The sequence below is a fragment of the Rhizobium sp. LjRoot98 genome, from assembly GCF_964252935.1.
Classification (GTDB): Bacteria; Pseudomonadota; Alphaproteobacteria; order Rhizobiales; family Rhizobiaceae; genus Pararhizobium.
Map to the genome: position 1 here is coordinate 52,830 of NZ_CAXUPW020000008.1, position 13,757 is coordinate 66,586.

Here is a 13,757-nt window from a genome sequence, read left to right on the forward strand (position 1 = left end):
TTATCCCTTAGGGGCGGAGACCCAAAGATCTCCGCAAGCCGTTTCGCGTGGTGTTTCAGGGGAAGCCGTTGCCGCCCAAAGCTCGCGGATCATATCCTTGAGCTGGAGCGCCTCAGACCATCTGTCGGTGGTATCGTTGCCGTCGCGGCCTGTGATCGCATAGGGCTTCGGCCCAAGTTCACAGGTAAAGACCAGTTCTGCGTTGTCGGCGGAACGGGAGCGCCAGCTCCGGAAACCTTCCTGCCACCAGGCAAGGAAGAGATCGACCCAGGGGCGGTGATGTGGAAACGACAGCTCGATCTGGACCTGTTCGCGTGATGCGACCCTGCCGTGAAATGCCTGGGCATTCTGGAGAATACGGCTGATCAGAGCGTGATTTTCCGCATTGACCGGAAATGCGAACTCCCGCCCCACCAGGAAATGCGACAGGTCTGCCAGCAGCGGCAATTCGGGGCGCTGATCCAGCAAATCAAGCGTGAAGAAGAGATCGGCGGTCATTCGATCGCGATGTGTTTCGATGAACACCGGGATGCCGGCAACGGCTGCAAGCTGCATCCAGCCGTCAAGCAAGGGTAGGCAGTCCTCAACCCTGCGCAGACGAATATCCGGCTGCAGGTTGAGGTGGCTGACCGGGTAATCCGCCGCAAGCTCCAACGGCAGCATCAGGTCTTCGACTGTCCGGGGAAAGCACACCCCTTCGATTTTGAGGCCGGTGCCTTCGATCGCCTGGTTGAGACGGGCAACATCCTGACGGTTTGTATAGTGGGCGCTGACGCCGTCGAAACCAGCCTCGATGATCATGGCAATATTGTCTTCGAGGTCTCGCTCGAAGCCGTCGGTATGGCGCCGCTCCATCGCCCATAACGACTGGAAAATATGTAGATTCTGCATCACGCCGCCTTCGCATTTTTAAGCAGCGCCTTCAAATTGACGCCCGGGTCGGCCAGAACGGCGGGATCGGGGCGCACACTCGCCGCAATCAGCATCTCCGAGAGCTTCATGTCCTTGGCAAGACTGTTCCCAACGCCCAGACTAGCGGCGGCCACCAGGCGTCCGTCATCGAGATAAAACGCAAGCTCGCCGGTTGGCAGCGCGCGCATCACGCACTGATGGTCTGGCTGCGGCAGCCCGGCAACCTGCAGGACGAGATCATATTGATCGGACCAGAACCAGGGGATCGCTGCAAAAGGCTCAACGGCTCCTGCCATGTTGCGAGCAGCCGTCTCGGCTTGCGCCCGGGCATTGCGCCAGCTCTCAAAGCGGACATGGCCACCACCATATTGCTCGACAGCCACGCAATCACCGGCCGCGAATATATCTGGATCACTCGTCCGGAGAAAAGCGTCCGTCAGTATGCCGTTGCCAGTCGCAAGGCCCGCGGCTTCAGCCAGGGCAATCTCAGGCTGAACACCAATGGCCGCGACAACGACGTCCGCAGGTACCGAAGTACCGTCGGCCAGGAGAACCGTGTTGTGGCGGATTTCGGAAACGCCTTGGCCGAGATGGAAGTGGACGCCTTCCTCACTGTGCCGGCTATGCAATCGTGCAGCAAAGTGCGAGGGCACTGCCCGGCCGAGTGGCTTTGGAGCAGCCTCGATAACGCTGACAGCAAGCCCTTTGCCACGCAGCACGGCCGCCAGCTCCATGCCGATCAGACCGCCACCAATGATCGCGACGCTGCGGCTGGTATCCACGCCGGAGAGCACGGCCTTCGCATCATCATACGTTCGAAAGTCAAGCGCGCGCTCAGCGCCCTTGCACGCGAGTTTTCGTGGACGCGCGCCTGTCGCAAGAAGCAGTTTATCGTAGGCCAGTGCTCGCCCATCACTCAGAGTGACGGCCCGCCGGCCGGCATCCAGGGCGGTTGCTCCGACGCCATGAAGGTAGGTAACGCCCGCGTCGAGCAGAGCTTGGCTGGAACACAGCGCCTTCATCGTTACAGCGCCGTTTTCAGGCTTTGACAGCGGTGGGCGCTCGTAAGGCAGATGGGGTTCAACGCCAACCAGCGTGACCGTACCGGCATAGCCAGCTTCCCGAAGCGCAAAAGCCGCTCTGGTGCCCGATTCCCCTGCCCCGACAATAACGATAGCGTCCACGGTGGTCCTCCAGAATGGACTGGCACATAGGTTTATGTGCCAGTCATCGCGATCAATTGCGCTTGGCGTAGTCTTTCATGTTCTCGGGCGTGACCAGTTCGAAGGGAACCATGACCTGTTTTTCGACAGGTTTTCCGCCCGCGAGCGCGACCGCCGCATCGATGGCGCTTGCGGATTGAGCCTTGGCGTTCTGGAAGACCGTGGCATCCAGGTCACCGGCCGCCATGGCAGCCAGAGCGTCCTGTGTCGCATCGATGCCAATGACGATCACATCATCCATCGAAACCCCTGCAGACTTCAGCGCCTGAATTGCGCCCAAGGCCATTTCGTCATTGTTGGCGTAGACCACATCGATCGGCTGGCCGGCCGTGATCCAGTTGGTGGTCATGTCCATCGCATTGGTCCGGGTCCATGCGGCCGACTGTTCGTCGGCTATCGTCACGCCCTTACAGTCGCCGGCAGCCAGCGTGTCCTTGAAAGACGACGTGCGGTCACGCGACGCCTGATGGGCGAGATCGCCCATCAGGATGTAGACCTGCGCGTTGCTGTCTTTGCCCGTCTTCTTCAAAAGGTCGCATGCGGCCTGGGCGGCCTGCGTTCCCGCATCCGTTTCCCGTGATCCGACATAGGCTTGCTTGTCGGGAAGCTGCCCGACATTGCCAGGCTCAAGATTGAGGTAAACCAGCGGAATGTTGGCCTTTTGCGCCGCCTGGGTGATGCCCGGCGCTGCCGAAGCATCAGCCAAGGTGAGAATGATAGCGTCGACGCCTGCAGCGATGAAGTTGTTGATTTGGCTAAGCTGCCTGGAGATGTCGGTCTGCGCATCCTCGACTTGTACGTCCGTGCCCTTCACCTCCAAGGCCCGGGCCTGCAAGCCTTCACGCAACAGTGTCTGGAAGTTGTTGTCGAAGCTCTGCATGGAAACGCCGATCATTTCGGCCGAGGCGGTACCCGCCATCAAGGAGACAGCAAGAGCCGCCGCGTAAGCAAATTTCATATTATCCTCCCAATAGGCGCCGGACCGCCCAGTGCATTCCGGAGGCCCGACGGGCCGTTGTTTCGGCGGCCCTAGTTCACGGCCACGCGAACCTCTCCATCGACCACCTCGGCCGGATAGGTTTTCAGATTTTCGCAGGCAGGCAGCCGGATGGCCTCGCCCGTGCGATAATCGAAGGCTCCGGAATGCTTGGGACATTCCACCTCGAAATCCATCACCAGGCCATCGGCAAGGTGGACAGCCTCATGGGTGCACAGACCGGCCGTGCAATAGACACGATCATCCGGTCCACGATAGATCGCGTAGGTGCGTCCACCATGGTCGAAGCGAATGGCGCCTTCCTGTTCGATGTCATCGAGTTGGCATGCGGAAACCCAGCTCATTCTGCAGCCTCCCCGGCGGCTGCACGGGCCTTGCGGGCTGCCAGTTTTTCTTTCCGTTTGCGGTAGCGATCCTGCATCTGAGCCTCGCCTTCTGGCGAGCCGTCGTGCCAGGTGCCAAACCACTTATCGAGCGGGATCAAAGCATCGCCGTAGTTCACTTCGAAGTACTTGTGATGCAGGTAATGCGCATAGGCATGGCTATCGACCAGCTTGTCCTCACCGACTTCGACCTTGTCGAAGCCGACATGGCCGGGAATGGCGCCGAAACCCGCGTAATGCAGCTGGTACAGCATGAGGATGGGGTTGGACGGCAGGATCAAATGGTAAAACGCCGTTCCGAAGTAGAGCAGATGCTCAACCGGGTGCATCGACAGCGACGACCACGGTGACGGATTGACCGAGTTATGGTGGACCGAATGCACCCACTTGTAGAGCAACGGCGTGTGGATCAGCCGGTGCACGCAGAAAAAGTGGAATTCGTGGATGATCGGCACGACGAGTGCGACAAGCGCCAGTGTCCAGGGATTCTCCGCAAAGGCAAGCCAGGGCGCGTACCCGTTGGCATAGGCCCAGAGCATACCAGCCTCGATTGCCGTCCAGATGACAACACCGGACAGAAAGGTGCGCAGAATGTTGTCTTTGTTCTGGTTTTCGAACCAGAACGCCTGGTTTTTCTGTTCGGCGGGGAATTTGCCATTGTATTTAAAGCGGGTTTCCTGGCGTTTCAGCACGTAAAGATGAAGCTCGAACGCGCCGTAGAACAGGAAAACGCAGACAGTGTTGACAGCATAAAGCCAGGCGATCCAGCCAAAGCCGAGCGTCCGCATGGTTTCCATCGGCGGAATGACCCAAGCCCAATAGGCCAATGCCGAGGCCGCAAAGACCACGTTCCAGGGGAAGAAATAATGTGGCAGCCATTTCAGGATTGCCATAATCCGCGTCGGGAACTGGAAGAGCGGCGCATACTGAACCGGCTGCTTCGGCGCCCAGTCGCCACGCTTGTTGCGCGTTCCATACTTAAGGTCGTCCATTACGTTCTCCCTGGGGCGGAGCACGTCTGACGTGCTCGCACAAAGCTTTGATTGAAGGAGAGCGGACGCTTTCGCCGGCTGTTCAAAGCGAACGTCTAGGCCTTCCTCCCTGCCATTTAGGTAGCAGGAGGACCGCAAAACGCCGAAGGCTTCGTTGATCAGATTAGATCAGAGAGCTTCTGCGGTGATGGTGATGAAACGAATGGGGTTGGGATCCGGCTTAATCTTCGTCAAGCCGATCCGATACAAGATCCAGTCCAGCGCCCGCTGTGCCTGCGCTTCGGGCGCCTGGTCGAGGACCACATCGACGATGCCATTGCGTAAGGCCGTGCGGGTGTAATCCGTGAGTTCGTGAGCGACGAACAAGATCTCGCGGCCTCGCTGATGGCGGCCCAGCACCTTGATTAAGGCGGAGTTCGCGCCGCCTGCATTATACAGGCCGGCAAGATCGGGATATTTCTCAAGAGCGTAGCATAGGGATGCCTCGCTATACTGCTCTTCGTCCCGGCTGAACCCGATCCACTCAAAACTGACGGCGCCACGATGCTCGGCAAAATAGTCAGAAAAACCGCGCATGCGCTCCCGGTGCACCTGATAGATCGGATGGCAGAGCGCAACTACCGGCCCCGCCTGCGTCGTCATCCGGGAGATGAAGTGGGCTGCGGTACGACCGGCTGCGTAGTTATTGATGCCGACAAATTCTCCCCGCGTTTCGGATGCCCGTGTCACCACATGGACCACCGGTGTCCCGCGTTTGACAACGGCATCCACTGCAGCGCCGATGGTGGGGCTGTTGGGCACGGCCAGTATCAAGCCCGCCCGTGGAACGTCAGCAGCCAGGATCCGTTTCGCGATTTCGTCGGGGTTCTTCTCATCCGTAAAGCTGCGTTGAACAACGACCAAAGGATCCAGTGTTGATGCGATGCTTTCAAACTCGTGGGAAAGCCTGCGGTAGAACGTTGTCTCCGGACGGACCATCAGCACTTCAATACGCAGCAGCTTGTGGTGTGCGTCTGGTATCGTGCGTGGATATTTCAGAGTCCGTGCAGCAAGCGTTACCTTTTCAATGAGTTCTGGACGAACGCCGCCACGCCCGTTCAGAACGCGCTCGACTGTCGCTGTCCCAACGCCGGCAAGGCGGGCAATATCCTGATAGTTCGGTCTGCTCATGCGTAATCTGCCGCCCCAACTCCTTCGCCAATCGTATCGGGGATTCCCCAAGCGCTTGGCGCATGAATCAGAGGATATCGTGTTTTTGGTAGTGTGTCTGAGGCGGTTGCAAAACGAAATGCGTTGAACAATGCAAAACGGCCGAGGGGCAGCTCTTTTGTCGGGAACTTTGCCTATCTCACGGCGGCAACGATCCGGACGCCGTCGATATTTATTGGTCCGACACTCCCTAGCTCGCAGCTTTCACAAACGCATCAAATATGCGAGCGCCCGGGTGGTCCGCGGTGTCGAGCCGTTCCGGATGCCACTGCAGGCCCATGGCAAAAGATTGCGATCTCACCTCAATGGCTTCGACAACACCGTCTGGACCGCGGGCGGTAACAACCACGCTGCCGGATATGTCGACGATCGCCTCCCGATGGAAGGTATTGACGTCGAATGTCTCGGCATTGAGAATTTCAGACATTCTGGTGCCACTGGGGATGTGTACGGGATGGAACGTATCGGTCTGGTCATGGTTGAGCGCACCGGGCCACGAGGAATGCACATCCGAAACCATTCGGCAGCCGTTGAGGCACCCAAGCATTTGCATACCATTGCAGATACCGAGCACAGGCTTGTCGCGGCTAAGAAATCCTTCCATGAGCGCCATTTCGACGGCGAGACGCTCGGACGCCGGGTATTGGGACTGGTCGCCTTCGACGTACCATTCCGTCGGAAAGTGGATGCGCCCACCGACGCTCAAGAAGCCATCGAACTCTTCGACCACCTGGCCGATCACGTCATGCTGATATGGAATACCGAACCCAATGGCGCCGGCTCGGCTGATGGCGGAGAAGTAGTTCTTGGAGATCTCATAGCCGTCGCCACCAGAGCTGGTGTTTTCATCCAAGATCACGGCGATTTTCGGTTTGCGGCCCATTCTGTTCCCACCTGTTGTTTATAGCTTACTTCTGGCTGCTCTGGCTTACCGGAGTTGTCATAGCCCTATGCCGAAGCCAGCCGGACTTTATGACTGGCACCGATCTCAACCAGTTCGGAAGGCGCAGGTGCCGTAAAAACATCCGGCGCCGTGCTGCCGTCGGAAATGAAGCTGCGGCCGGCAAATTGCGGCACATCGGAAACACAATCCTGTAATTCGGCCGTGTTCAGTGCCTTCTCCGGATCGGGAATGGCGGCGATCAACCGGCGGGTATATGGATGCGCCGGCGCTTCGAAGATTTCCCGCCATCCGCCTTCTTCCACGATTTGTCCGAAATACATCACCAGCACCCGGTCGCTCATATGCTCGACCACGCTGAGGTCGTGGCTGATCATCAGGTAGGAAAGACCGAGTTTTTCCTGAAGGTCCAGCAACAGGTTGATGATTTGCGCCCGGATCGAGACGTCGAGAGCCGATACCGGCTCGTCGAGCACGACGATCTCCGGTTCGAGGATCAGGGCACGGGCAATGCCGATACGCTGGCGCTGGCCACCGGAAAATTCATGCGGATATCGGTTTGCGTGCTCGGGTGTCAGGCCGACATTCTTGAGCATGACTTCGATGCGGCCGTCGATTTCCGAGCCAGCGGTAAAGCCATGCAAACGCAGCGGTGCCGCAAGCGAGCTGCGTACTGACTGGCGCGGATTGAGCGAGGCGTAGGGGTCTTGAAACACCATCTGTACTGCCTTGGCGCGCTGCATACGTCCCGGCGCGCCAGGGCCGGCGAGAGGCAGGCCACGGTAACGGATCATGCCCTCCGTCGGCTCCTGAAGGCCGAGGATCGAGAGCGCGGTTGTCGACTTTCCGCAGCCGGATTCGCCGACGATCGAGAGGCATTCCCCTTTGGCAAGCGAAAAACTGATGCCGTTGACGGCGTGCAGCATGCGCCGGCCTCTGCCGAGCAGGCCGCCCCCGGAAATCGGAAAACGGACATGCAGGTCGTCCACCTGCAGCAGCGGGGCGGTCATGGCTGGCTCCCCTCTATACCGCGCGGGGCGATGAAGCGGGTCTCGGTCAGCTTCGAGCGGTCGGCAATGATGCTGTCGATATCGACCAGCCGCTGGCGGCCATGCTGACTGCGGCTGCCAAGGCGAGGCAGGGCGCCGAGTAGCCCTTTCGTATAGTCGTGCCGGGGTGTATCGAAGAGCGCCCTCGTCTCGTTCTCCTCGACGAGACAGCCGGCATACATGACGCCGACGCGCTGGCAGATGCTGGCGATGACGCCGAGATCGTGGCTGATGAAGAGTACGGCCGTGCCGCGTTCGGCGCAGAGTTCCTTGATCAGGCGCAGCACTTCGGCCTGTACGGTGACGTCGAGCGCTGTTGTCGGTTCGTCGGCGATCAACAGGTCGGGATTGCAGGCGAGCGCCATGGCGATCATGACACGCTGACGAAGGCCGCCCGACATCTGGTGCGGATAGTTTTTCGCGCGCCGGTCCGGGTTGGGGACACGAACGCTGGCGAGCGCGTCGATCGCAAGCTTCTGGGCTTCGTTCCAACTCTTGTCCTGATGCAGCACAAACATTTCGGCGATCTGCCGGCCGACAGTGGACAGGGGGTTCAGCGCGGTCATCGGTTCCTGGAAGATCATGGCGATACGGTTGCCGCGCAGGCGGCGCATTTCCCGTTTTGGCAAAGTCAGCAGATTCTGCCCCTTGAACAGGATTTCGCCGCTGGAGACGGCCAGCGGCCTCTTCAGCAACCCCATCACGGCAAGCGATGTCACTGACTTGCCGGAGCCGGACTCTCCGACGAGGCCATAGGCCTCGCCGGGCATGATCTGGAAAGAGACACCCTTGAGCAACGGGTGGTGGGCGGAACGGCCGAGTGCCACACCCAGATGCAGGCTTCTGATGTCGAGAAGCGGAGCTGTCATGGCTTGCGCGTCCTCATATGTGGGTCGAGGCTGTCTCGCAGACCGTCGCCGAGAAGGTTGAAACCGAGCACCGACAGGAAAATGGCAAGGCCGGGAAAGATCGCGACCCATGGTGCCAGCTGGATGAGCTGGCGCGCGTCGGTCAACATTGAGCCCCAGCTCGGAAACGGCGGCTGGATGCCGAGGCCGAGGAAGGAAAGGGCTGCTTCCGACAGTACCGCCGACCCCATACCGAGCGTCGCCATAACGAGGATCGGCCCCATCATGTTGGGCAGGATTTGGGTGAACATGATGCGCAGGTCTCCATACCCCAGCGTTTGTGCTGCCTGCACATAGCCTTGCGATTTCAGCGACAGCGTCGAGGAGCGCGCGATGCGGCAAGTCCAGCTCCAGTTGGTGAGGCCGAGTGCGACAAGAAGAGACGGCAGGCCCGGCCCGAGCACCGCCATAACTGCGAGCGCGAAGATCAGTGAGGGAATAGCGAGCATCACGTTGGTGAGGCCGTTTACCAGATCGTCCCACCAGCCGCCCCAATAGCCGGCGGTCATGCCGAGTGTGACGCCGATGATTGAGTTGATCACCTGCGAGACAATGCCGACCGTCAGCGAAATCTGCGCACCGAAGAGAATACGTGTATAGACGTCGCGTCCCTGAGCATCCGTGCCGAACCAGAAGGTAGCGTCAGGCGGCAGTTCGGAACTCATCAGGTCTGCGTCGAGTACCGGGTCGAAGGGCGCGATCCACGGAGCGAGGACACCAGCGAAAATCACCAGTGCCGTCAGGCCGGTGCCGAGCCAGAAATTGAAGCCGAGACGCATTGCCGTCACTCCTGCTTGATGCGTGGGTCGATCGCGGCATAGATCAGATCGACGGCAGTATTGATGACGAGGAACCACAGCACGATGACGAGGATGGTGCCCTGCACCACGGGGATATCGCGGATCGCAACGCTATCGACCAGCAGTGAACCAATGCCAGGCCAGGCAAAAAGCTTTTCAATGACGACGGCCTGGCCGATCAGCGAGCCGAATTGCAGGCCAACCGTCGTGACGATCAGGACCAGCGCATTGCGCGCCACATGCCAGCGCACCACCTTGATTTCGCTCATGCCCTTGGAATGGGCGGTACGGATAAAATCGGCGTTCAGCACATCGAGCACCCCTGCCCGCGTGGTTCGTGCGAGGAGCGCAAGCGGCGTAACGCCGAGCGTGACGGCAGGAAGAATAAGGTTCTGGAACGACCCGTTGCCATAACCGAAGCTCGGCAGCCAGTTCAGCTGCAGGGCAAACAGATACATGGCCAGAAGGCCCAGCCAGAACTGCGGCATGGACAGGCCCGAGACCGCACCGATCATCGTCACTGTATCGAGTATTGAGCCGGGTCTCATTGCGGCGAGAAAACCGAGCGGCACGCCGACGGCAAGGGCAAAGACCATGGCAGCGATCGCCAGTTTCAGCGAAGCCCACATCCGGTCGTTGATGAGGTCGATGACCGGCTGGCGGGTGCGGAAGCTGGTGCCGAGATCGAATTGCGCAAGGTCCGTGACATAGGTCACGAAGCGCTCCATCAACGGCTTGTTCAGCCCAAATTCCTCGATGAGGCGGGCGATCATCTGCGGGTCGGCGGCGCGTTTGCCATCGGCAAACAGGCTGGCGGCAAAGGTGCCAGGCACCACCGAGAAAATGACGAAAATAAGCAGCGCCACCACGACGACGGTGGGTATGATCTGCAGGATACGGCGCAGGGTGAAACGAAGCATGAGCGGTCCCGGTTTGGCCGGCCTTACGGAACGGCAATCGATGCGGAGGTGGCCGTGATGTTTCCACGGCCACCTCCGAACCTCTCAAGGCTTACTGGCGAGCGGGCGCCGTTTCGTCGATCCAGATTTCGTCATAGGGCTGGACCGCCAATTCCGTTGCGTTCGGAACGAGGCCGTGAATCCACGGCTGGTAGGCCATGACCGCCTTGTTGTAGTTGAAGAACCAGACCGGTGCGTCGTCCTGCACGATGTTGTTGGCCTGGCGCAGCAGATCGTTCTGCTTGGCCGGGTCGCGCTCCTGCTGGGCCGCCTCATAGAGCTTGTCGAATTCGGGGCTCGCATAGCTCGTATAGTTGCAGGCCGATTGCTGCGTCTTGGAATGGAAGCAGCGCAGCGCATTCAGCGGGTCGGGACCAGACAGGTTTGACCAGATGAAGGCCTGGAAGGTGTTCGACGTCACGGCGTCGCCAAGTGCGGAGCTTTCGACCGGCTTCGGCTTCACGGTGATGCCGACCTTCTTCAGCATCGGCAGAATCGCCTCGACGATCGGCACGCCCCAGCTTTCGTTGGGGCTCGCCGTCACCTCGAACTCGAACCCGTCGGCATAGCCGGCTTCAGCAAGCAAGGCCTTGGCCTTCTCCGGGTCGAAGGCATAGGCAGCCTTGTCCTTGTCGAAGGCCGGCGAAGAGAGCGGCAGCCAGCCGGAGGCGGGATAGGCCTTGTTCTTGACGAGGCGTTCGATGATCAGCGGTGCGTTGATCGCATAGTTGATCGCCTGACGCACCCGCTTGTCCTTGAAGGGTTCGAATGCCGGGTTGAAACCGATATTGCGGGTATAGACCTCGGCGACTTCGAGCAGGTGATCCTTCAGGCCTTCCTCGCCCTGATAGGCTTGGTACTGCGTCGGGCCAAGGATCGAGACGTCGATTTCCTTGTTGCGGAACGCGACGTCGCGCGCAGCGTCTTCGGCCATCAACACGATGTTGATGCGGTCCAGATAGGGCTTGCCTTCCTCGTAATACTTGTCGAACTTTTCAACGACGACCTGCGAGCCCGGCACATGCTCTTTGAAGACAAAGGCGCCGAGGCCGATGGGGTTCTTGGCGAAGCTTGATTCATCCTCGACATTTGACGGGTAAATGACCGTCGTGTTCTGCATCAGTGGGAAGCCGGGGTTGATCGGGCCGGTGTAGGTGATCTCCAGCGTGTTATCATCGATCTTCTTGAGACCGGAAATTTCGTCCGCCTTGCCGGCGATGAACTCGTCGGCGCCCTTGATGACGGCGATGAAGCTGGCGCCTGGGAACGCATTCTTCGGATTGGCGATGCGCTTGTAGCTGTAGATGAAGTCGTCGGCCGTCAGCGGCTTACCGTTGTGGAACACCGCGTTCTTGCGCAGGTGATAGGTGTGGACCGTGCCATCCTCGGAGACGTCTTCGGAATCCGCCAGTTCGAGCACCGGCTTGTTCTCGATCGAGTTCCAGCTGTAGAGACCGCGGTGGATGGCCTGCGTGATGAATTCTTCCTGCGTGTTGGGGCTCGCCTGCACGTCGAGCGTGGCGAAGCTTGAGCCGTACGGCGCCGTGAAGACGAGTGTTCCGCCGGAACGTTCGCCGGCGGCAAGAGCCCCGGTTGCGACGCTGAGGCTCAGCATTGCGGCGAGTGTCAGTTTTTTCAGCATGTCGTTCTCCCTCTCGTGCCGTTTTCGGCATCGTTTCGATAATTTAGTCCGGCAAGTCTCTATCGCGCATCGTGCACGACGCGGCCTGCAAGCAGGGTCAACAGGCAGCGCGTGCCTGAGAGGATAGTATCCGCAGGGGCCTCCAGAAGGTCATTGTCGAAGACCGCGATGTCGGCCCATTGGCCCGGCACCAGCCTGCCCTTCACGGCCTCGGCTTTCTGCGAATAGGCGCCGAATTCCGTATAGGCCTGAAGCGCCTCCTCGCGGCTCAGTTTTTCGGCATCGTCCATCACCGTCCCCTTGCCGGTCTTACGGGTGATCATGGCATGCAGGTTCGGGAAGGGATCGGGCGAGCAGACCGGCGCGTCGGATCCGGTTGAAGGCTTGAGGCCCATGCGCATCCAGGTGCCGATCTGGTAGGAAGGCTTGCCCCGTTCTTCGCCCAACACGGAAATGTAGCTATCGCCGAAATCGTGGATGAAGGCCATCTGCGGTGCCGGCAGGATGCCGGTCGCCTTCATGCGCGCGTCCTGCTCGGCCGTCGAGAAACCGCAATGTTCGATGCGGTGGCGCCGGTCCGGATCGGGATTGGCGGCCAGCGCCTTCTCGTAGGCGGTGATCAACTGCCCGATCGCGCCGTCGCCAATGGCATGGCAGGCCATCTGGTAGCCGCGGTCATGACAGGATTTGACGATCGCCTCGACTTCGGCATCCGGCAGCATCTGTACGCCTATATTGTCGGGTTCGCCCAGATAGGGTTTCGACATCCAGGCGGTGCGTCCCCCGGCCGAACCATCAAGGAAGATCTTGACCGCACCGACGCGCAGCATGTCGTCACCCGCACCGGAAATAAGGCCGGCCCGCCAGGAGTCCTCAACGATCGAAACACCGGGATCACCAAGCAGCGTCAGCCAGACACGAACCGGCAGGCGGCCGGAAACCTTGGCCATTTCATAGGCCTGAATTTCCGCAAAGCCTGAGAGCTGGCCGACCGCCGCATCCATGCAGCTGGTGATACCGAGCGACAGCAGGTAACGCCCGCCCCGTTCGATACCGTCAACAAGCTCTTCAGTCGTTACCTCGGGCATCGCCGCCTTGATCAGGTTCATGGCATTTTCGGCGAAGAGACCGTTGAGGCGGCCGTCCGTGAGACCGATGACGCCGCCGTCTGGGACCGGCGTCGCCTCGGTGACGCCGGCCAGTTTCAGTGCCTGCGAATTGGCGATGGCCACATGGCCGCAGGCGCGTGTCAGCAGCACCGGGTGGTCGGGGATGGCGCGGTCCAGATCCTCGCGCGTCGGGTGCTGACCGGTATCGAGCTTGACCTGGTCATAACCGCGTGCACGGACCCAACCGCCCTTCGGGGTAGCTGCGGCGCGCTCGGCAAGTGTCGCCATCAAGGCGGCCAGCGTTGGTGCGGCAGCGGGCGTTGCATCCACCCAGCCCATGGTGATGCCGGTGGAGATCAGGTGCAGGTGATTGTCGATGAGGCCGGGGCTGGCAAAGCGACCCTCAAGATCAATGACCTCGGTACGCGGCCCCCTGAGGCTCAACATGTCGGCATCGCTGCCCGTTGCAAGAACCTTACCTTGCCACACGGCAACAGCCTCGCTGATGCCCTCCTCCCGGCCGCGCCAAATGCGGCCATTGTGCACGATAAGATCGGCTTCGATTGCGAATGCCATTCACAGCTCCCCCTGTGGGCACCGGACGAACCGGTACCTATTTCCTCCACACACAACGTGGAAGGTTGTGGCTGACTTGGCCAATTCGGTTTTGGCA

The 13,757-nt window shown here is 60.0% G+C and carries 13 protein-coding genes; all 13 read right to left on the reverse strand.

Going from position 1 to position 13,757, the window contains the following annotated elements:
- The gene (locus ACSQ3J_RS22365) at positions 1-894 is read right to left on the reverse strand and encodes a sugar phosphate isomerase/epimerase family protein (protein ID WP_244489870.1); all 894 of its coding nucleotides are present in this window, start codon (positions 892-894) and stop codon (positions 1-3) included.
- The gene (locus ACSQ3J_RS22370; protein WP_060502390.1) at positions 891-2,096 is read right to left on the reverse strand and encodes an NAD(P)/FAD-dependent oxidoreductase; all 1,206 of its coding nucleotides are present in this window, start codon (positions 2,094-2,096) and stop codon (positions 891-893) included. Before ACSQ3J_RS22370 ends, ACSQ3J_RS22365 begins: the two co-directional genes overlap by 4 nt.
- 52 nt (positions 2,097-2,148) lie before the next feature.
- Positions 2,149-3,093: a substrate-binding domain-containing protein gene (locus ACSQ3J_RS22375; RefSeq protein ID WP_060511939.1), complete on the reverse strand. Its 945-nt coding sequence runs from the start codon at positions 3,091-3,093 to the stop codon at positions 2,149-2,151.
- A gap of 71 nt (positions 3,094-3,164) precedes the next feature.
- Positions 3,165-3,476, reverse strand: coding sequence for a MocE family 2Fe-2S type ferredoxin (locus ACSQ3J_RS22380; RefSeq protein WP_060502388.1), 312 nt, complete (start codon positions 3,474-3,476; stop codon positions 3,165-3,167).
- Positions 3,473-4,507: a sterol desaturase family protein gene (locus ACSQ3J_RS22385; protein WP_060502387.1), complete on the reverse strand. Its 1,035-nt coding sequence runs from the start codon at positions 4,505-4,507 to the stop codon at positions 3,473-3,475. Before ACSQ3J_RS22385 ends, ACSQ3J_RS22380 begins: the two co-directional genes overlap by 4 nt.
- A gap of 168 nt (positions 4,508-4,675) precedes the next feature.
- Positions 4,676-5,677: a LacI family DNA-binding transcriptional regulator gene (locus ACSQ3J_RS22390; protein WP_060502386.1), complete on the reverse strand. Its 1,002-nt coding sequence runs from the start codon at positions 5,675-5,677 to the stop codon at positions 4,676-4,678.
- A 229-nt stretch (positions 5,678-5,906) separates the two neighbouring features.
- Positions 5,907-6,599: a gamma-glutamyl-gamma-aminobutyrate hydrolase family protein gene (locus tag ACSQ3J_RS22395; protein ID WP_060502385.1), complete on the reverse strand. Its 693-nt coding sequence runs from the start codon at positions 6,597-6,599 to the stop codon at positions 5,907-5,909.
- A 65-nt stretch (positions 6,600-6,664) separates the two neighbouring features.
- Positions 6,665-7,627: an ATP-binding cassette domain-containing protein gene (locus tag ACSQ3J_RS22400; RefSeq protein WP_060502384.1), complete on the reverse strand. Its 963-nt coding sequence runs from the start codon at positions 7,625-7,627 to the stop codon at positions 6,665-6,667.
- Entirely contained in the window at positions 7,624-8,535 is a 912-nt protein-coding gene (locus ACSQ3J_RS22405; protein WP_060502383.1) for an ABC transporter ATP-binding protein, read from the reverse strand. Before ACSQ3J_RS22405 ends, ACSQ3J_RS22400 begins: the two co-directional genes overlap by 4 nt.
- Positions 8,532-9,353, reverse strand: coding sequence for an ABC transporter permease (locus tag ACSQ3J_RS22410; protein ID WP_060502382.1), 822 nt, complete (start codon positions 9,351-9,353; stop codon positions 8,532-8,534). Before ACSQ3J_RS22410 ends, ACSQ3J_RS22405 begins: the two co-directional genes overlap by 4 nt.
- 5 nt (positions 9,354-9,358) lie before the next feature.
- Entirely contained in the window at positions 9,359-10,294 is a 936-nt protein-coding gene (locus ACSQ3J_RS22415; RefSeq protein ID WP_060502381.1) for an ABC transporter permease, read from the reverse strand.
- Between the two features lie 91 nt (positions 10,295-10,385).
- Positions 10,386-11,975, reverse strand: coding sequence for an ABC transporter substrate-binding protein (locus ACSQ3J_RS22420; RefSeq protein ID WP_060502380.1), 1,590 nt, complete (start codon positions 11,973-11,975; stop codon positions 10,386-10,388).
- A gap of 59 nt (positions 11,976-12,034) precedes the next feature.
- Positions 12,035-13,660: an amidohydrolase gene (locus ACSQ3J_RS22425; RefSeq protein WP_060502379.1), complete on the reverse strand. Its 1,626-nt coding sequence runs from the start codon at positions 13,658-13,660 to the stop codon at positions 12,035-12,037.
- Between the last annotated feature and the right edge of the window lie 97 nt (positions 13,661-13,757).